Source organism: Paenibacillus sp. J31P190 (assembly GCF_059692075.1).
Map to the genome: position 1 here is coordinate 182,020 of NZ_JCAUAS010000005.1, position 19,598 is coordinate 201,617.

Here is a 19,598-nt window from a genome sequence, read left to right on the forward strand (position 1 = left end):
CTCCAATATAACTGAGTCTGGAGGAAGTTTCCATGGTACTATTTTCCTGTTTTCTTTCGCATCATATCCCATTTTTTTACAGGCTTGTCCGTTTGTAATTTAACCAATTGAAGTGGATGTCTAGCTGCATCTAATTCTTGGCCATCTTCATTGCGTATTATGCCAACCTTTTGCTTAAAGTGCGTACCATCCGGCCCGAAAAATTCAATTTCTTGGCCAGGCTTGAAATGATTTCTTTGCTGTATGAGCGCCGTGCCCGTTTCAGCATCATATCCCATAACCAGACCAACAAAATCAAATCCAACAACTTTATCTTCTGGCTCAAAAATATGATCCTCATGTCCAGGCGCTTCATAGAAGAAACCAGTGTTCAAAGGTCGGTTTGCCGCTTTATATATTTCATCCTGCCATACAGGGTTAACCTCGAAATGCTCTGGATCGGTAAAGTAAGCATCAATCGCTTGGCGGTAAGCATTAACAACCGTAGCCACATAATGAATGCTCTTCATCCTGCCCTCAATCTTGAAGCTGTCTACGCCAGATTCGATCATCTCCGCAATATGTTCCATCATGCTCAGATCCTTCGAACCCATTGTGAAAGCATCATCTTCCTCGCCAAACATAGGCAAATCTGTCGCCAAAGGAGCGGAAAGAGGTTGATCCTTGGCAAATAAATCGTACTTCCAACGACATGATTGCGAGCAGCCGCCACGATTGGAATCTCGGTCAGTGAAATGATTAGAAAGCACGCATCTGCCCGAGTACGAGCTGCACATAGCCCCATGAATGAAGGCTTCAATCTCTACATCAACATGAGCTTTAATCTCATCGATTTCTTCCATGCTGACTTCGCGGGCTAGAACAACTCGCTCAATACCCTGGTCTTTCCAAAACTTCACGGTTTGCCAGTTCATAACGGATTGCTGTGTGCTCACATGAACTTCCAGCTTAGGTGCAACTCTTCTGCATGTCTCCATAATAATTGGATCAGCTGCAATAATAGCAGAAATCCCCACCTCTTGAAGTCCTCTCAAATAATCATCAAGACCTTCTATATCCTCATTATGAGCGTAAATATTCGTTGCTACGAATACTTTTGCCCCATATTGATTAGCAAACTCTACGGCTTCGCGCATTTCCTCCAGTGAAAAGTTATCCGCGTTGGATCGAAGACCATATTTCTGACCACCGATATAAACCGCATCCGCTCCGTAATGGATCGCAAATTTCAGCTTCTCTAAACTGCCTGCCGGAGCCAGTAATTCCGGCTTGTTAAGCCTAACACGCTTTCCTCTAGCTCGAGCTTCTATGGCTGTCGTCATCACGATAACGCACCTTCTTTCATCTATCAATATACCTGTTCTTTGTAGAAAAACCCATATGACAATTCACGTTCAGGATCTTGCAGCTTAACGATCGCATCCAACCATTCCTGTTGAAAGCTATATCCCTCAGGATCAGCTGCATAAGCATCGATTACAGCCCGATAGCTTCTCACAACCGTTTCGTTATACAGAGCAGATTTCAAAAGACCTTCGATTTTCAAGCTATCTATTTGACCGTCCATAAGCTCAGGTAAATTTTCCAACATGCATATATCTTCGGAGCTCATGATGTGCGTGCCATTACTATCTTCGTATACAGGGTAACGCTGATCACGGCGTTCATGCTCAATGAGGAAAAGCCCTCGCTCTATGGAACGATCCTGGTCAGCTGCATCTTTTCCTTGGTGCTCGATATAATTCTTCACTAGCTCACGCTTAGAGTGATAAATATTGGTGATGCCATGCACTTGTACTTCAACAGCCAGCTCCGCTTTCTCTTTAAAAGCCAAAACCTGCTCCATATTCAGTTCTCTAGCCAGGACCACACGGGTAGCTCCTTGCTTAGCCCAATAGTTCGCAGTCGCGTAATTGGTTGATGTCATCTCAGCATTCCAGTGCAGCGCTAGCGGCTTAGGTAAGCTGCGGGCAGTCATAAGTACCGCGGGATCACCGAAAATGACAGCATCCACACCGTATTCTTGTAATTTAGCTAAATAATCAAACAGCCCTTCAAGGGCATTATTGTCGAAAATATTGTTTACAGCAACATATACTTTAGCCTTCTGTTCATGTGCCCAGGACACAGCTTCCTGCATCTCATCCAGTTTCACTTCTCCCGGCAGACGCATGCCGTAGCGCGCTTCGCCAATAATAACCGCATCTGCGCCTGCTTCGATCAATCTTTTCAGTTCTGCCACAGTGCTGCAGCTTACTACTAACTCTGGTTTTTTCAATTGCTTACCCTACCTTCTGTCAGCTTCCTATCATAAGTTCGTACTACTAATTCGCAGCCTTCTTACTTTCTGCAATATTCTTCTTATGCTCTTCAAAAGTTTCTGCGAATAAATGCCCTTTGGTCCCGTCCTTTTTTGTTACGTAAAATAAATACTTCGTCTCTTCCGGATAAATAGCTGCTTTCATCGAGGCTAAGCTCGGACTCGCGATCGGTCCCGGAGGTAAACCTGTGTTTAGATACGTATTATAAGGACTTTGTATTTGTAGATCCTTCTCCAGCAATCTTTCTTTGGACTTATCGAATAAATATTGGACGGTTGCATCAATTTGCAGGGGCATATTCTTCTTCAACCGGTTCTGGATAACGCCGGAAACCAGTGCACGCTCTTCGTTTACAACCACTTCACGTTCAATTAAAGAGGCAATAGTCAACATCTGGTGTACGTTAAGTCCGCGCTCCTTCAGCTTGTCCTTCCAGTCTGGCGGAAGTGTCGTCAGCTTCTTATCCAGCTGCTGCAGTGTTCGCTCAATAAAATCTTGTTCCGTGGAGTCCTTCTTAAACTCATACGTTTCCGGGAACAGATACCCTTCGAGACGGTGTTTGATGCTTTTATTATCAGGAATCGTTGCGATCGTATCCCCCTTCAACCCAGCAGGTGCATCTGCCATTTGTAGAAAAACTTCTTTTTTCCAAGGGGTCTGTTCACTTAATTTCGCTGCAATCTGATCAATGGTATAGCCCTCAGGGATCGTAATACGAATGACTTCTTCCTTCACGGTATCCCCTTTATTCAGTTTATTAATCATTTCTTCGAATGTCATGCCCGGTTTCATACTGTACTCGCCTGCTTGAAGTCTGGAGCCCTGTTTCTTCACCTTTAAATAATACGTAAAAACCGAAGAATTTTTAATAAGTCCCTTCGTTTCAAGCTCCTTGGCGATTTGTAAAGACCCGGCGCCTTGTGGGATTGAAACCCTTACTTCTTGCTCTGAAGCAGCTACAGGCTGAAGAGCACTCGCGATATACAATCCGATGCCGCCTGCAGTGCCAATGATAATGAGAAGCAATAGTCCAATGACAAGAAGGATGAGCTTAAGCTTACTTCGTCTAGGCTTATTCTGTTCATTCTCTTGTTCAAGCATGTTGTTCACAATAATCCTCCTAAGAGTTTTGCTTTAGCAAAACTGACTTCGTAAGCATTTGTATACCCCAAAGCAAACAAAAACGAGCGGATGCGCTCCGCTCGGTTGTATGCTTCTTACAATTCATCCTGTTCTGGAAATACCATCTCGTCGTAGAGCTCTGAAACGGTTTCCCATTCCTCGTCATCCTCGATGGTTTCCAATTCATACTGTCCGTCGCTATCTGTCGTCACTCGGAAGACAGCAACCTCGTCTTCCTTCTTGAGTTCATCGGATTGCAGAACAGCATACGTATAATTTCCATAAACGAATTCTTTAAGAAGATGATACACCGTTGATTCATTTTGCTCATCAAACAAAATAATATCATCCCCGTAAGTTTTACGCAATACGTCAGAAGGCGTCGTACTCATGCTTCTTCTTCCTCATCGAATTCTGCCATTAAAGTATTGAATGTTTCTTCAACAATATCCCATTCCTCTTCATCATCGATGGTGAACAGCTTTAAATCCTCGCCGTCATCATCCTCTTCATAGCGAAATGCGTACACTTCATCGGATTCTTCATCTCCGCCGTCTGTAGGCACTACCATCATGTACTTCTTGTCAGAACCGTCCACTTCGAATTTCATGATAACCTCGAACTCTTCTTCGTTGCCTTCATCGTCCGGGATGTAAATGATTTCTGGTTGTTCTTCATGCAATTCTTCTTTGGACATATTCGTTCACCTCTTCATATTGGCATCCATGTACCCTTGCAAAATGAGCTGTGCGGCCATTTTATCAATAACCAACTTGCGTTTCTTCCGACTCACATCAGCTTCTAGCAGTGTGCGTGTCGCAGCTACGGTCGTTAACCGCTCATCCCACAAGTGTACAGGTACACTTAGTTTTTGCTCTAATTCTTGCGAAAATGCGATAGCAAGCTCGCCGCGTGGCCCTATTGTATTGTTCATATTCTTGGGTAAGCCTACAATGATTTGAGTAACACCATACTCTTTGACAATGGCCTCCAGCCGAGCGATGTCTTCCCCAGGCTTACGACGATGTATGACTTCAAGCCCTTGAGCCGTCCAACCAAGCTCGTCGCTCATCGCTACACCAATCGTCTTGTCCCCATAATCCAAGCCTATCCATCTCATGCCGGTTCTCTTTTCCTTCTATTTGTGTTGACCCAGATAAGCACGAACTAATTCTTCAATGAGTTCGTCCCGTTCCCGTTTACGAATGAGGCTCCGAGCATTGTTATGCCGTGGAATATAGGCAGGATCTCCGGAAAGCAAGTACCCGACAATCTGGTTGATCGGATTATACCCTTTTTCCTGAAGAGCATCGTACACCGCTAATAACACGTCTTTTGGCGATGTCTCTATTTCTTCTGCCTTTACGTTAAACTTCATCGTTTTATCCATGGAACTCATCAGGAGCACCTCACTTTCCTTGTGATACCATTTGTGAAATATTTGAAAATCAATCCATGTATACTGGTTATATTCTCTATGGGTTTAAAAATTCCTGTCCCACAGAAAAATAATTATGCAAATTGGGAAAGAAGTCCTTCAACTCCGGACAATGCAGCTTGCAATTTGGAGGCATCCTTACCGCCTGCTTGCGCCATATCCGGGCGACCGCCTCCGCTGCCGCCAACAGCCTGAGCCACTTCTTTAATGATTTTGCCAGCGTGGTAGCCTTTAGCCACAAGATCAGGCGTTACAGCAGCTACCAAATTGACTTTGTCATCAGCAACTGCGCCGAGTACGATAACAGCGGAACCTAGCTTCGTCTTCATCTCATCTACAATATTACGAAGTGAATCCATATCCGCCGCATTGACTTGTGCTGCCAGCACCGAAACCCCTGCTATTTGCTTCACTTGGTCTGTAAGAGAACCCGCTTCGATTCGCCCAAGTTTGCTCCGCAGCGACTCGTTTTCACGTGTCAGTTCCTTCACTTGCTGAAGCGTAGCTTCCACTCGTTTAGGTACATCTTGAATATTTGATTTGAGCAAGCCTGCGGATTCTTTCAGTAAATGTAATTGCTGATCAAGGTATTCATACGCGCTGCGGCCAGACACCGCTTCGATCCGACGAACACCTGAACCGATACCGGACTCGCTAACGATTTTGAATAAGCCAATTTGACCCGTATTCTGGACGTGGCAGCCGCCGCACAGCTCTAAGCTGTAATCGCCAACTTGCACAACACGAACGATATCACCGTACTTCTCACCGAATAAAGCCATTGCTCCCATTGCCTTGGCGTCAGCGATTGCTTGGAGTGAAATATCCACATTCGTGTTGTTCCAAATCTGACGGTTCACACGCTGCTCAACATCCTGCAGCTCTTCGCTGCTAATGCTTCCGAAATGCGAGAAGTCAAACCGCAAACGGTCAGGTTCAACCAAAGACCCCGCTTGGTTAACATGCGTTCCAAGTACTTCCTTAAGCGCTTTGTGTAGCAAATGTGTAGCTGTATGGTTCTTAACAATGTCTCCACGTTCTGCAGCAGCAACAATAGCTTCTACCGAATCACCTTTGCGAAGAACACCCGATACAACAAGAACTTTGTGAACGTGCTGGCCATGAGGCGCTTTGATAACATCTTCAACCTTCAATGACACTTGGTTACTTCGAATTATACCATAGTCACTTACCTGACCGCCGCTTTCAGCGTAGAAAGGAGTCCGATCCAATACGACTTGACAAGTCTCACCGACCCCGACAATGTCAACGAGTTCATTCTCATGAACGATCGCCACGATACTAGCAGTAACTACCAATTCATTATAACCAACAAATTCGCTTTTAATCGTCAATTCAGACAGCGGTCCGCCTTGCACCTTCATGCCGCCTTCTTTATGACTGGCCGCTCTAGCACGGTCACGCTGTTCCTGCATGGAAGCATCAAATCCGGCACGGTCAACCGTTAAACCCTTCTCAGAAGCAAAATCTTCGGTTAAATCGAATGGGAAGCCATACGTATCATACAGCTTAAAAGCATCCGGTCCGCTGATCTGATTCGTACCCGCTTGACGAGTCTTTTCTACCATCTCAGCCAGAATGATCAAGCCGTCGCTTAACGTTTCATGGAAACGCTCCTCTTCGGTTCGGATCACCTTCTCGATAAATTCTCGTTTATCTACAACTTCCGTGTAGTAAACGCCCATTATTTCTCCAACGGTTGGTACGAGCTTATGCAGGAACGGCTTATCAAGTCCAAGCACTTTGCCGTACCGTACTGCGCGGCGCAGCAATCGGCGGATCACATAACCGCGTCCTTCATTAGAAGGCAGAACGCCATCACCAACGGAGAAAGCAACAGTACGGATATGGTCAGCGATGACTTTGAGTGCAACATCGTGTTCTTCGTTCACATGATATTTCACACCTGTAAGCTCACATGTTTTATCAATAATCGGCTTGAACAAATCCGTGTCAAAGTTCGAGTCCACATCTTGCAAAATCGAAGCAAACCGTTCTAATCCTGCCCCAGTATCAATATTTTTGTTAGGAAGCGGTGTATAGCTGCCGTCCTTATTATGGTTGAATTGCGTAAACACGAGGTTCCAAACTTCTAGGAAACGCTCATTTTCTCCGCCTGGCCAGCATTCCGGATCTGCCAAATCACCGTATTTATCACCGCGATCATAGAAAATCTCTGTACAAGGACCACATGGACCTTCGCCAATATCCCAAAAATTATCTTCTTTGAGCTTATAAATACGCTCTTCGGGAATACCAATTTGTTTGTTCCAAATTTCAAAAGCTTCTTCATCATCTTCATGCACAGTGACAGAAATACGATTCGGATCAAAGCCGATCCACTGCGGATCCGTCAAAAACTCCCAAGCCCAAGGAATGACTTCTTTTTTAAAGTAGTCTCCGATCGAGAAATTCCCCAGCATCTCAAAGAACGTATGATGTCTGCGTGTTTTACCTACGTTCTCAATATCGTTGGTACGAATACATTTTTGAGCATTTGTAATTCGCGGATTTTCAGGAATTTCGCGTCCATCTAAATACGGCTTTAAAGGAGCAATCCCTGCATTAATCCACAAGAGTGAGGGGTCATTATGTGGGACGAGTGATGAACTTGACTCTATCTTATGCCCTTTACTTGCAAAGAACTGCAACCACTTGGAACGAATTTCACTTGCTTTCATCTTTTTCAAGCCTCCATATTTATCAATTGTTCGAAAAACAAACAAAAAACGCCCCTGTAACATACAGGGACGAATAATCGCGGTACCACCCTGGTTATTGTGCTCGGCCAACCCTCGCTTATAGCAAGAGGAAACAAACGCAATCTCCTTGTGCGGATCTGTAACGGGTCCAGCCGGTGGAGTTCATCCACACTCCGAAACGAGCTTTGGGCCATCCTAGCATCGAAAGGTTCTCTCAGCCACTACTCACAGTAACACTGCTCTAGCGGAACCTTCTCTCTGACGATGGACTATGGCTTACTTAAGTTTCATCAACGCTTTTAATTCAGATATAGATAAGGCAAATTATAACTATATGCTAGAACCCTGTCAATATTCATGAGCAGTTTTAGGCTTGAATTCCATTTCATGTAACGAATATTAGTGGAACCAAACCTTTATGGGAATCGTATGTAACGTAAGTTCGTCTCTCTTAGTTGATTCTCGGAGGTGTTTCAATTGGATTTCTCTACCCTCATCCTACTTGGGTTAATCGTACCCATCTTTGTATTAGTCATCTACATCATGACCAAGACGCTTATCAAAAAGGAAATACCCGATAGCCGTTACAATCCTTTTGATTATATAACAGGTCAAACTCGCGTAGAATTTCAAGAACAAAAAGAGCAAAAAGAAGAGAAGGACGACCAAGGCGACGACAAGGATAGAAAATTAAAAATCATAGTTGACAATCATTCTCATTGAAAGTATACTGATTTTAATGATAATGATTTTCATTATCGAACTAGGACATATGCTAAGAATTCGTATACTTATTCCGTAGCCCATTCGTTGGTTTACGCATGGCCACACCTTTCATATCCTCAACCCTCGTGCAGAACCCCTCTGAACCATGATCCCGCAAGTCATGGCTCAGAGGGGTTCTGTGCGTCCACTTATAATGAAACCTTATGTCGTGGGCTTATGAACATAGTGAAGGAAAACATGTTGAATGATAACCTTCATGACGGCAAAGAAGGGTACAGCCAATATTAACCCCACAATACCCGCGACTTCCCCACCTACAAGTAATGCAAAAATGATAAACAATGGATGCATGTGCAGCGTTCTTCCTACCACCTGAGGGGAGATGACGTTGCCTTCGAGAATTTGTACAGCTAAATTAACGAGTGCGACGAATAACAACATTTTCAAAGAGATTGTTGAAGCCATAATGATTGCGGGCGCTGCTCCAAAAAAAGGGCCCAAGTAAGGAATAATATTAAACACCGCTACAACGCTAGCGAGCAGCAAGGCGTATGGCATGCCAATAAGCCAATACCCCAAATAGGCAAGAACTCCTATAATCACGCAAACTAACAGTTGGCCCCGGATATAATTGCCAAGAGCAGTGTCAATATCAATGAGCAACTTGATGGTTTTCTTACGATGCTCCCGCGGCACAATAGCCAAGGCTGTTTTCTCAATAATTTGAAAATCCTTTAAGATATAAAAAGCAACGAACGGAACGATAAAAGCGATGAACAGCATATTGATGGTATTTCCAATCTGATTCATATAGTTCGAGATGGCCATGGAAATGCTATTTTCCAGCTTCGTAAATGAATGATTAAATCCATTGCGCACACTATCGGGCAGCAATTGATTTTGATTAAAGCCGTCTACAAACGACTGCGCACGCATTGCCATTTGCGGCATATGCTCATTGAGTTCCGCTATTTGGGATATAAACATCGGTGTCATATTCATGATAATAACGGTCAGAGAGGAGAGAAAGACACTATAAATAAGCAAAACAGCAATGGTTCTTGGCACTTTCCGATGGTTAAGAATATTCACGATCGGGTTTAAAATGTAAGAAATAATCACAGCTATGAAAAATGGCGTCACGATAGCTTTAATAAAGGTAAATACGCTTAACATCATAGGCTTTATTTGCAGCAGCATATATAAGCTGGCCAGAATAAGCAAGAGGTAGACCAGCCCTACAAACCATTTATTTTTCCAAAAACGTTCCATTCTCTTCACCTCTGTTAATCCTTATAAACATGCGCTCATACAGTATATGTACAACCCGCCCAAATTAACCCGTTAACACATGAGCTAAACAAGAAAAAACGCTACTTCTTAAGCGCCGCTGCGCTCAAAAAATAACGTTTTGTAACGTGTATTAACGATTAATTGGCATGTTCGTGGACTTGAGGAATTTCTTCCTCAAAAAATAAATCATCCAGAGAACTCAACGTACCATCTTCCTCTACTTGATATACGGACATTTTCTCTCCGTTAACACTGAGTTCGATAAAACAACCCCAGCAGTAGAATTGATGGGAACCGATTTTTCCAATATCTTTGGAATTACAGTTTGGACAACGCATAATGCTCACCCTATTCTTCTTTGGATACGAAGAGTTCTTCTACTTCCTGAGCGCAATGTACAGGCACTATGATGGCATCTTCCCCTTTGGTTGCCGCTGCCGGCATGGGAAGCCATCTACGCCCTTCCTTTAAATCAGAAATAAACCCTTCGGACAATTCATAACCTACTATTTGTTTACCCCAATTCTGGTTTAAATAAACATCTTCTACCACGCCTAATTTGTGCCCTCCCACCGTAATGACGGGAAGTCCTTTAATTTTGCGGCTTCCTTCAAGAAAAGCATGGCACTCTTCCACATGCTCAAACTCGCGAATGACACTTTCGTTCGGTATGGTAATGGCATCCTCTCCGGCAGCAACGATTCCCTCCCACGGTATGTAACGTAAGGAGGAGAACCAATTCTTCACTTCGAGCATGATACCTCGTATGTTCCAATCAGGGCCTATCAACAAATCTTTAACTTGACCTATTTGTTTACCGGAATCTACCGTTAGAACGGGAAGTCCGATCAAATCATGCGCTTTGCGCAAGTTTTATTCCTCCTAGAACCACCCGGTACTATGTAGTACGCAACCGCTTGACAATGGTTGCAATTTTCTGGGCAGCTGTTTCGATTTGTTCTTTAGAATTCCCCATTCCAAAGCTAAATCGAACCGCGGAGGCTGTAACATTTTCTGGGAGCTTCATGGCTTGTAATACGTGCGATACTTCAAGTGAACCGGATGTGCATGCAGAACCGCTTGCGGCAGCCACTTCTTCTATATCAAGATTCATAAGAAGTGTTTCTGTTGAGATACCTGGGAAGCTGATGTTTAGAATATGCGGGATACACTGTTCCTTGTGGCCATTAATCGTGAAGCTGTCAAAGCCTAATTGTTGTTCAAGAATGCTTATCATAATCCCGCGAAGCTCTATGACTTTGGATTGCATGCTGTCCATCATCGGGAGAGTAACTTCCACAGCTTTGGCAAAGCCTGCAATTGCCGCTACATTCTCCGTACCTGCGCGGCGCTTTCTCTCCTGAGAACCGCCGTAGACGTTAGGTGTCAACCTCGTGTTCTTCGATACAAATAATGCGCCTGCACCTTTGGGTCCGTATATTTTATGAGCCGAGAAACTCATTAAATCAACAGGAAGTTCACTAACATTCAGCGGCAACTTACCTAAAGCTTGCACCGCATCTACATGAAAAGGAATTTGCCGACTCCGCGCCAGAAGACCTACTTGCTCGATCGGTTGAATCGTACCCACTTCATTATTCACATACATCATGGAAATGAGAGCTGTGTCAGGACGAATAGCCGCTTCCACATCTTCTATTTGAATAAGACCGGTCGGACCTACTGGAAGGTAGGTCACCTCGTATCCGAGGCTCTCCAATCGCTCACAGGGATGCAACACAGCATGATGTTCGATCTCAGTCGTAATAATGTGCTTCTTGCCATCCTTGTTTGCATTCATGATCCCAAAGATTGCCATGTTATTGCTTTCGGTTCCTCCGCTTGTAAAAATAAGCTCAGCAGGTAAACAGCCTAACGATTTCGCCATTGCGTCACGAAACCGATTCAGTGCTGTTCTAGTTGCTCTGCCGAAGCTATGTGTACTCGAAGGATTCCCAAAAAAGGCTGTATAAAATGGAAGCATTGCTTCCATAACTTCAGGATGCACGGGAGTAGTGGCTGCATGATCAAGATAAATGGGATTCATAGGACACCCTTAAATGTAAAACATGTAATTGTCGTTCTTGCCTTGGTCTTCGAAAGAAATCAAGTTCGCAAGTGTCGTAGAATCTAACACATCCGCAATGCTATCGCGAATACGAATCCACAGATCACGCTTAGCCGGATCATCTTCCTCGGTAAAATCGACAGGACTAATGGGCCCTTCTAATACACGAATAACCTCGCCTGCTGTTACTAGTTCAGCGGATTTCGAGAGAATATATCCACCGTAAGCACCTCGAATACTTTTGACCAATCCTGCATTGCGAAGCGGCGCTACAAGTTGTTCCAGATAATGCTCAGAAAGCTGATGCTTTTCGGCAATACTTTTGAGTGAAGTCGGTCCTTCACCAAATCGATTGGCCAGCTCCATCATGATCGTTAAACCATAGCGGCCTTTTGTAGAAATTTTCAAAGTTACACCTCATTCAACATTATATGCCATCAAGGAGTCTGATCGATATTGCTAAAACTTCTGTTGCCTACCATCTATTTTATCCACGTTCAGACACTATGGTCTTCCCTATCTTGGTACACAGCGTTTCCATTTTTCGCAAAAACATTCCTAAACATCCGTATATCGTATATATGGTATCATAAATTCCTTCTTCTGTGGGGGAAAAACAATGACATTCTCATGAAATATTTTAATTTTGAACAATAGAGAGGTATAATAGTAAGAGTTTTAAAAAAAAGTCTCACAAGATAGAAAAGAGGTTCACAGCTATGAGTAAAAAAGCACGTGTCATATTGGGAATGTCCGGAGGTGTCGATTCTTCGGTTGCCGCGCTGTTGCTTAAGGAACAGGGCTACGAGGTTATTGGCATTTTCATGAAAAATTGGGACGATACCGATGAGTTTGGCCATTGTACCGCAGAAGAAGATGCAGAGGATGTTAGAAGAGTGTGCGATCAGCTCGACATCCCTTTCTATACAGTTAATTTCGAGAAGCAATATTACGACAAAGTTTTCGCCTATTTCTTGGACGAGTACACCAAGGGCCGTACGCCGAATCCGGATGTGATGTGTAACCGAGAAATAAAATTCGGAGAATTGCTTCAGAAGGTCATTGATTTAGGTGGGGATTACATTGCAACAGGTCACTATGCCCAAGTGAAAGAGCAAGATGGTGAATATGTACTTTTGCGCGGGAATGATGCCAACAAAGATCAAACATACTTCCTTAATGTGCTCAACCAGCAGCAGCTGTCCAAAGCCATGTTCCCGATTGGCCACCTACCGAAACCAAAGGTTCGTGAAATTGCTGAAGCAGCAGGTTTAGCCACAGCTAAGAAGAAAGACAGCACGGGAATTTGTTTTATCGGCGAACGAGACTTTAAAGAGTTCCTAAGCCAATACTTGCCTGCTAAACCCGGCAATATGGTCGATATTCGTAACGGTGAAGTCAAAGGCCGTCACGACGGCTTGATGTACTATACCCTTGGCCAAAGACAAGGACTTGGTATTGGCGGTTCAGGCTCAGGCGAGCCGTGGTTCGTTGTAGATAAAGATCTGGAAAGCAATCAACTGCTTGTTGTTCAAGGTGAGCAGTATCCAGGACTATATTCTAAGGGCTTAACAGCCACCGATGTGAACTGGATATCATCAAGCAGACCAGTGGGCGCGTATGCCTGCACAGCCAAATTCCGTTACCGTCAACCAGACCAAGACGTAGTCCTTACGTTTATGGAGGATGGAACATGTGAAGTCGTCTTCGATAAGCCTCAAAAAGCCGTAACGCCGGGGCAATCCGTTGTTTTTTATAATGGAGACGTGTGTTTAGGCGGCGGAGTTATTGATAAAGTTCATAAGTAAGTTTGATCGGTGGAAATAGAAACAGAAAGGATGATCGTTTTGGTTAAAGTGAATGATGTTGGTTGGAAAGCTGCTGCTTATGAGGATGTTACGAAGATCGTGAAAGAGGTCGGTATTCTCCCTCTCTCTTCCTTCATACCAGATCATCCTTCACTTGAATCTATAACTGTGCAGGAACAATGGCATACCGGACTAGAGACCGATCCATGGTTATGGCGAGATCGTCTGCCTGGCGACGGCATTGCCGCTTATGGTCGCTTTTTTGCAAAGAAGCCAATGTTGATTTCTGCTGAGCTCTTTCCATTGATTAAAAATTTGTTAGACGAGCCATATTCTATTGAGGAGCGTTATGCCGATGGAGAGCTTCCCAAATCAGCTGTCGAGCTTTTTCAAGCGGTTGAAGAGAATGAAGGCATCGATGTTAAAGAGCTTCGCTCCAAAACTGGGATGAAAGCCAAGGAGTCGAAAAATGAATTCGACCGCGCACTGATAGAACTACAAAGTACGACAGATATCGTCATAGCTGGAATAAGCGAGCGTCTGAATGCCAATGGTACCAAGAACGGCTGGAATAGCACCTGCTATATGACCGCTAAGCATTGGATGGAGCTTCATGGGATTAAGCCGAATACACTTCCAACTCCGGAAGCGAAAAGCCAACTCAGAACGTTGCTTCAAGAACGGTTTAGTGCTGCCGCGGGTGTTTATTTAGGGAAGGTTTTTAAATTATAAAATGTGCGAGTTTCAGTATCGGAACGCAAAAAAGAAATGCATTCATAGGAGCCCTAAGGGCTCCTATTTCTGTTTTTAGCACTGTCGCTAACTAACCTATAATCTGGCATCTTGTAGAAATTTACCGTTTACCTTTCAAGTATGCAGGCTTAATTCTAAGCACAGGATAATCGCGAAAGGTGTGAGCGAATGGATAGAATCTTAGCCGTACTTCTCATTATTTGGTTTGGTTGGTCAGGATGTTTGCAAGCGAGGGTAGAGGCAAGTGCAGAAGCAAGTGCAGAAGAAATTATAATAACATATAAGCCAGTACAAGACCCTGGTTATGCCAAATGGAGCCGACTTGCCTTTCAGGAGGCTGGAAGACTATATACTTTATTAGATTATAAGTATTTAGGGCGTTCAACTATCGCTCCGGGTGTTGCACAACAGCAGTTTCGCTTCTGGGTAAGACATCATGGTGTCGAATTTCCGCTGATTGTTTCGATTCGGTACGATCCTATTACAGAGAAGGTTTTCACAATCGATATGGAACAAGAAAAAAGAGGGAACCTACTGATTTTATAAACCTGTAGGTGTCCCTCTTCTTTTATGCTGATTTAGCTTCATCTTTTCTTCTGTTCCCTGTTCGCTAGCAGCAAAAATGATCTCATTTCGAATTTCATCAGGTAAGTACTGCTGCTTCACATAGTGTCCCGGATAATTATGCGGATACATGTAGCCTTTATGTCCGAGCTGATCAGCACCTTTGTAGTGCGTATCCCGTAGATGAAGCGGTACATTCGCCGATTTCACTTGGTCCATTAACTGTTCCGCACGAGAGATGGCCATCGGTATCGAATTTGACTTTGGACTCTCCACAGCGAACAAAATTGCCTGGGAAATGATGTATTTGGATTCCGGCCAGCCAATCTTATGATAAGCGTCCATGGCCGTCACGGACTGGACCATCGCCTGCGGATTGGCGAGGCCGATATCTTCGCTGCAGGCGACGATAAGGCGCCGCAGGAACGTCATAGGATCCATGCCGAGCTTCTCGACGGCATATAGGAACCAGAACAGCGCGGCGTCGCTGGAGCCGCGCACGCTCTTGTGAAAAGCGGACAAGACGTCGTATTGCGTCGACTCGTCCGCTTTCACGATGGGGCGGCGGATCGACTCTTCCGCCACCTCAAGCGTAATCTGAACCGTTCCATCCGGTTCAGGTGAAGTCGTCAGCGCTGCCAGCTCCAGCGCATTAAGCGAACGGCGGATGTCGCCACCCGCCATCCGCGCAATATGCTCCAGCGCCTCCTCATCTGCGTGGAGGCGCATGAAGCCGAGCCCCTTCACGGGGTCGGCGATGGCTCTTCGCATGGCGATGAGCGCATGCTCCGCCGTGAGAGGCTCTAGCTGAAACAGCGTCGAGCGCGACAGCAGAGCCCCGTTCACATGGTGAAACGGGTTCTCTGTGGTCGCACCGATGAAGATGAGGATGCCCTGCTCTACCGCAGGGAGCAGCGCATCCTGCCGCGAGGTGTTGAAGCGATGCACCTCGTCCAAGAATAAGGTCGTCTTACGACCGTACATCGCTTTATTGGTCTTCGCTAGCTCGATAATCTCTCGCACATCTTTGACCGAAGCATCTACGGCGTTCAGCTTCATGAATTCCCCCTGCGTTCGGTTCGCAATGATGTTGGCCAAAGTTGTTTTGCCTGTGCCCGGTGGGCCGTAGAGCAAGATTGAGGTCACTTGATCCGCCTCAATCGCTCTTCTTAACAGTTTTCCTTTTCCGACGATTTGCTCTTGGCCAATATACTCATCGAGCGTTGTTGGCCGCATACGATCAGCTAGCAGCTTTCCTGTTGGTTCTTGTGAAGAAGCATATGTAAACAAGTCCATATCGTTTATCCTTTACTTTGCATTGAAAGATATAAACTCTATTATAACTCGTATACGAAATCATGTCATGTTTTGTCACTAAAAGATCCCCCTGTTACGAAACCAGGAGGATCTTTCTTGATACTATTTATACAGACTGAGGAGTTGCATTGTCCTTCTGCGGTTCCGGACGCTGGACAGGTACTGTGAAACGAAGGGGCCCAGCTATGAATGTAGCCGCAAGTCCGACAATACCAAACACGATACTTATGATAAAGCCATGGTTAATCGCTGTTCCCAGTGAATCTCGGAGGAAACTCATCGTTTCCTTAGGGAATGCAGATCCCGCCCGAATCAAATGTTCTGGATTAGCTAAAGTCGATAATTGATTTAGAGGCATGTTGTGCTCGGCTGCACCTTCGTGAATAAGACTGTTGTATCTAGTGTTGACAATAGTCGCCATAATCGAAGCCCCGAGAACCCCTCCAATATTACGCCAAAAGCCAATGATGGAGGAGCTGACTCCTATATATTTGTGATCTACGCTGAGAGCAACGGCATTCTGAGCAACACTCATTAACGGACCAATCGCCCCTACGCCAAGTATAACCATCAGGGTGATCATATACAGATTACTTGCGTCATGACTGACTACACTCAACAAATAGCTAATAACAATACCCGTAATCATACTGGACGCGATAACCGCACGGAAGCTAAAAAAACGTTGAAGGAAACCGAACAAAACAGCTCCAACCATTAATGAAAACATCATCGGCGTCAAAAGCACATTTGAATTCGCCCGACCGAGCACGGCAGTAGAGAAAATAGGCAAGTAAGCAATTGCCGAGAACATGATTGCTCCTTGGCAAAGACAAGCTAACATCATGCCAAGAACCATTCGGTTTTTGAATAAAGGTAAAGGCAGCATGGGTTCTTGAGCCCTGCGTTCAACCATAATGAAAAGAAAGCCTATAACAACGGCAACAGCTAACAGACTAATAATTTGCCAGGACGCCCAAGTATAATCTTTACCACCGAACTCTAATGCGAGCATGAGTGAGACAGTAGAGATAACGAGTAACAATGTCCCTAAATAATCAATTTTCGGACGACGAGTCGATCGAGTTTCCTTAAGAGCAAAAAGCAAAACAAAGAATGAGAGTATACCCAGCGGTAAATTAACATAGAAACACCAGCGCCAACCCCAAGATTCGGCGAGTAATGTACCAATTTGCGGTCCCGCTACGGATGATAGACCGAATATCCCTGCGAATACCCCTGACAGCTTAGCCCCCTGTTTGGGATCTGAAAAAAGCGTATAAATAATGGTGAAACTAATGGGGAAAATAGCTCCTGAACCTATCCCCTGAATTGCTCTATATGCGATCAGCTGTGTCATATCCTGGGCTGTACCACAGAGTGCCGAACCGATCAAAAATATAGAAATTCCAATCAAATAAAAGAGCTTTCTGCCAAACATATCCGACAGCTTTCCGAAAACAAGCATCGTGCTCGTAGACGCAAGCATATATGCTGTGAATACCCAACTGATTTTATCAAAACCATTAATGTCGCCTATTATGTGACTTATTGCAGCAGCCGTAATTGTATTATCTAACGCAGACATCAATAGCCCTAGAGCCATTGCCAGTATTATAAAACCTGTTTTTTTATTACCCACTATCGTTCTGCCCCTTTTCTATTTTTAAATTACTCAAACGTTCTATTCCGACCATTAATGTTCGCAGCGTACTTTCCATATTTTCGATACCAATCTGAATACAAATTTCCTGTGTCTGAGACATTAATGAATTAGACTTACCGTTCTCATACATTTTCCTCAAACGTTCAAGATCATCTTTCGTACTCGATACGCCATATTCCAAATATTCAATAATGACCTCGACCTCAATAAATTCACCAAAAAACAAGCGAGTCATCGCATCAGACTTGAACTCATTGGCTTGCATGGGACTATACATGTAAGCTTTGAAATGCTTTTGGCCTTCCTCCGTTATGGAATAGACATTCTTATTCGGCCTTCCCTCTTGAATCACACTTTCTTTCGTGATGAGACCTTCCTTCTCCATCTTGCTAAGCGTAGGATAAATCGTGCCAAAACTTGCATTGTAAAAATAAGAAAATACCGTCTCAAACATATGCTTGATGTCGTATCCCGATAGATTGCGCTTCATTAAAATACCTAAAATGACATCCTGACTGGTCATGCTGTTAGTCCTCCTTTTTTTCTTGATTGTGCTTCTTACAATTTACCAAATTATATATATCGAGTCAACATATATATAATTGATATATAAATTTTCGATATACGAACAGGTTCATCGTGGTTGATTACCCCTCATACAAGGACTGTATAAGGTGTGGGTTTCTTACCAACCATCTAGAAGCCTCGTGAAAGGGAACAACGATGCCTTATTTCCTCTAAAACTGCATAGTTCTCGTTTTCGCGGAACGTGGATCCTCTATTTCCCAGTTTCGCGGTGTAAAAGCCGCCAAAACACCCAAATAGCGCACACACGTTCCACATACTGGCCCAACACTGACATATTAGCCGCAATAGCGAATCCTCGTTCCCCCCAGCCTTAGATTAGCAGCAAATTTTGCCGATTCCACTCCTGTACATCCTTTTCCATTCGTCCGTACTCGTAGGCAGTGCATAAATAGGATGCTCCAACCATTAGGCAAATAAAAAACGGATGCCCGCTTTCGAGGGCATCCGTTTTTTATTTCTTCTTCAAACCAATTTCCAATAGTTCTTTCACAGCTACACTCACCATGATCAGTCCTGCCACAGGCGGAACAAACGCATTGCTCGCTGGCGGTTGTTTCGCCTTACGAATTTCAGGTGCATTCGCAGGAACGATTTGCTGCGTTACGTCCTCGCGGGGTTTCATCGGCTCTTCGGTGGAAAATACAACCTTCACGCCTTTTTTGATCCCTTCCTTGCGCAGTTTTTGACGCACCACACGCGCAATAGGATCCATGCTCGTTTTGGAGATATCCGCTACTTTGAACTGTGACGGATCCATTTTGTTGGCTGCGCCCATGCTGGAAACGATGGGGATCTTCCGCTCCAGACACTGCTTAATCAGATGGATTTTATAGGAAATCGTATCACTTGCGTCCAACATATAATCGATTGGATAGGCGAATACTTCCTCATACGTTTCCTCTGTATAAAACATCCGGAGGGCGATAACATCGCATTCTGGATTAATTAATTTGATTCGATCACGCATCAGATCAGCCTTTGGCTGACCAACCGTTGTCGTGAGCGCATGAATCTGACGGTTAATATTCGTGATGTCGACAACATCTTTGTCGATCAGAATAAGACGTCCAACCCCTGTGCGTGCTAGTGCTTCAGCAGCGATTGAACCTACACCGCCAATGCCTAGTACGGCAACCGTGCTATTCTTCATGATTTCAAGCCCCTCAGGACCAATCGCTAGTTCCGTTCGTGAAAATTGGTGAAGCATAGAA

21 protein-coding genes are annotated in these 19,598 nt (G+C 44.4%); 4 read left to right on the forward strand and 17 right to left on the reverse strand.

Features of this window, described 5'->3' with window-relative positions:
- Window positions 1-38: 38 nt before the first annotated feature.
- From AC58U0_RS12400 to alaS, 8 genes are all read right to left on the reverse strand, one after another.
- Window positions 39-1,322, reverse strand: coding sequence for a peptidase U32 family protein (locus AC58U0_RS12400; protein ID WP_497379337.1), 1,284 nt, complete (start codon window positions 1,320-1,322; stop codon window positions 39-41).
- A 26-nt stretch (window positions 1,323-1,348) separates the two neighbouring features.
- Window positions 1,349-2,278, reverse strand: a complete 930-nt coding sequence (locus AC58U0_RS12405; RefSeq protein WP_497379338.1) for a peptidase U32 family protein — start codon at window positions 2,276-2,278, stop codon at window positions 1,349-1,351.
- 46 nt (window positions 2,279-2,324) lie between these two features.
- Complete coding sequence (gene mltG, locus AC58U0_RS12410; protein WP_497379494.1) at window positions 2,325-3,422, reverse strand: endolytic transglycosylase MltG; 1,098 nt, start codon at window positions 3,420-3,422, stop codon at window positions 2,325-2,327.
- Window positions 3,423-3,538: 116 nt separating this feature from the next.
- On the reverse strand, window positions 3,539-3,835 hold the full coding sequence (locus AC58U0_RS12415; RefSeq protein ID WP_057306100.1) for a DUF1292 domain-containing protein: 297 nt from the start codon (window positions 3,833-3,835) through the stop codon (window positions 3,539-3,541).
- Entirely contained in the window at window positions 3,832-4,140 is a 309-nt protein-coding gene (locus AC58U0_RS12420; protein WP_057306101.1) for a DUF1292 domain-containing protein, read from the reverse strand. Before AC58U0_RS12420 ends, AC58U0_RS12415 begins: the two co-directional genes overlap by 4 nt.
- 6 nt (window positions 4,141-4,146) lie before the next feature.
- Window positions 4,147-4,563, reverse strand: a complete 417-nt coding sequence (ruvX, locus tag AC58U0_RS12425) for a Holliday junction resolvase RuvX (protein WP_057306102.1) — start codon at window positions 4,561-4,563, stop codon at window positions 4,147-4,149.
- Window positions 4,564-4,581: 18 nt separating this feature from the next.
- Window positions 4,582-4,842 (reverse strand): IreB family regulatory phosphoprotein, encoded by a 261-nt coding sequence (locus AC58U0_RS12430; protein WP_028555746.1) that lies wholly within the window; start codon window positions 4,840-4,842, stop codon window positions 4,582-4,584.
- A gap of 113 nt (window positions 4,843-4,955) precedes the next feature.
- Window positions 4,956-7,583: an alanine--tRNA ligase gene (gene alaS / locus AC58U0_RS12435; protein ID WP_497379339.1), complete on the reverse strand. Its 2,628-nt coding sequence runs from the start codon at window positions 7,581-7,583 to the stop codon at window positions 4,956-4,958.
- 498 nt (window positions 7,584-8,081) lie between these two features.
- Here alaS and AC58U0_RS12440 point away from each other — a divergent pair, with 498 nt between their 5' ends.
- Entirely contained in the window at window positions 8,082-8,327 is a 246-nt protein-coding gene (locus AC58U0_RS12440; protein ID WP_497379340.1) for a DUF3951 domain-containing protein, read from the forward strand.
- A gap of 204 nt (window positions 8,328-8,531) precedes the next feature.
- On the opposite strand, the gene AC58U0_RS12445 is transcribed toward AC58U0_RS12440, so the two are convergent.
- The 5 genes from AC58U0_RS12445 to cymR all read right to left on the reverse strand — a co-directional run bounded on the left by AC58U0_RS12445 (window position 8,532) and on the right by cymR (window position 12,099).
- Window positions 8,532-9,602: an AI-2E family transporter gene (locus AC58U0_RS12445; protein WP_497379341.1), complete on the reverse strand. Its 1,071-nt coding sequence runs from the start codon at window positions 9,600-9,602 to the stop codon at window positions 8,532-8,534.
- 158 nt (window positions 9,603-9,760) lie between these two features.
- Window positions 9,761-9,961 (reverse strand): YrzR-like zinc ribbon domain, encoded by a 201-nt coding sequence (locus AC58U0_RS12450; RefSeq protein ID WP_200957476.1) that lies wholly within the window; start codon window positions 9,959-9,961, stop codon window positions 9,761-9,763.
- 10 nt (window positions 9,962-9,971) lie between these two features.
- Entirely contained in the window at window positions 9,972-10,493 is a 522-nt protein-coding gene (locus tag AC58U0_RS12455) for a PRC-barrel domain-containing protein (protein ID WP_057306106.1), read from the reverse strand.
- A 28-nt stretch (window positions 10,494-10,521) separates the two neighbouring features.
- Window positions 10,522-11,670, reverse strand: a complete 1,149-nt coding sequence (locus AC58U0_RS12460) for a cysteine desulfurase family protein (RefSeq protein ID WP_497379342.1) — start codon at window positions 11,668-11,670, stop codon at window positions 10,522-10,524.
- A 9-nt stretch (window positions 11,671-11,679) separates the two neighbouring features.
- Window positions 11,680-12,099 (reverse strand): cysteine metabolism transcriptional regulator CymR, encoded by a 420-nt coding sequence (gene cymR / locus AC58U0_RS12465; RefSeq protein ID WP_029196904.1) that lies wholly within the window; start codon window positions 12,097-12,099, stop codon window positions 11,680-11,682.
- Between the two features lie 311 nt (window positions 12,100-12,410).
- On the opposite strand from cymR, the gene mnmA reads away from it, so the two are divergent.
- The 3 genes from mnmA (at window position 12,411) to AC58U0_RS12480 (ending at window position 14,798) form a co-directional block, all read left to right on the forward strand.
- Window positions 12,411-13,499, forward strand: a complete 1,089-nt coding sequence (mnmA, locus tag AC58U0_RS12470) for a tRNA 2-thiouridine(34) synthase MnmA (protein ID WP_497379343.1) — start codon at window positions 12,411-12,413, stop codon at window positions 13,497-13,499.
- Window positions 13,500-13,547: 48 nt separating this feature from the next.
- Window positions 13,548-14,231, forward strand: a complete 684-nt coding sequence (locus AC58U0_RS12475) for an AlkZ-related protein (protein ID WP_497379495.1) — start codon at window positions 13,548-13,550, stop codon at window positions 14,229-14,231.
- Window positions 14,232-14,420: 189 nt separating this feature from the next.
- Window positions 14,421-14,798: a DUF3889 domain-containing protein gene (locus AC58U0_RS12480; RefSeq protein WP_497379344.1), complete on the forward strand. Its 378-nt coding sequence runs from the start codon at window positions 14,421-14,423 to the stop codon at window positions 14,796-14,798.
- Here the strand turns inward: AC58U0_RS12480 and AC58U0_RS12485 are convergent.
- From AC58U0_RS12485 to AC58U0_RS12500, 4 genes are all read right to left on the reverse strand, one after another.
- A complete protein-coding gene (locus tag AC58U0_RS12485) occupies window positions 14,793-16,112 on the reverse strand; it encodes a replication-associated recombination protein A (RefSeq protein ID WP_497379345.1) in 1,320 nt (439 codons plus the stop codon). The two genes, AC58U0_RS12480 and AC58U0_RS12485, sit on opposite strands and share 6 nt — an antisense overlap.
- A 127-nt stretch (window positions 16,113-16,239) precedes the next feature.
- On the reverse strand, window positions 16,240-17,775 hold the full coding sequence (locus tag AC58U0_RS12490; RefSeq protein ID WP_497379346.1) for an MFS transporter: 1,536 nt from the start codon (window positions 17,773-17,775) through the stop codon (window positions 16,240-16,242).
- Window positions 17,768-18,322 (reverse strand): PadR family transcriptional regulator, encoded by a 555-nt coding sequence (locus AC58U0_RS12495; RefSeq protein ID WP_497379347.1) that lies wholly within the window; start codon window positions 18,320-18,322, stop codon window positions 17,768-17,770. The genes AC58U0_RS12490 and AC58U0_RS12495 overlap by 8 nt, the downstream gene beginning before the upstream one ends.
- 516 nt (window positions 18,323-18,838) lie before the next feature.
- Window positions 18,839-19,594 carry a tRNA threonylcarbamoyladenosine dehydratase gene (locus AC58U0_RS12500; protein ID WP_057306114.1) on the reverse strand — a complete coding sequence of 252 codons (756 nt, stop codon included), beginning with the start codon at window positions 19,592-19,594 and terminating at the stop codon, window positions 18,839-18,841.
- Between the last annotated feature and the right edge of the window lie 4 nt (window positions 19,595-19,598).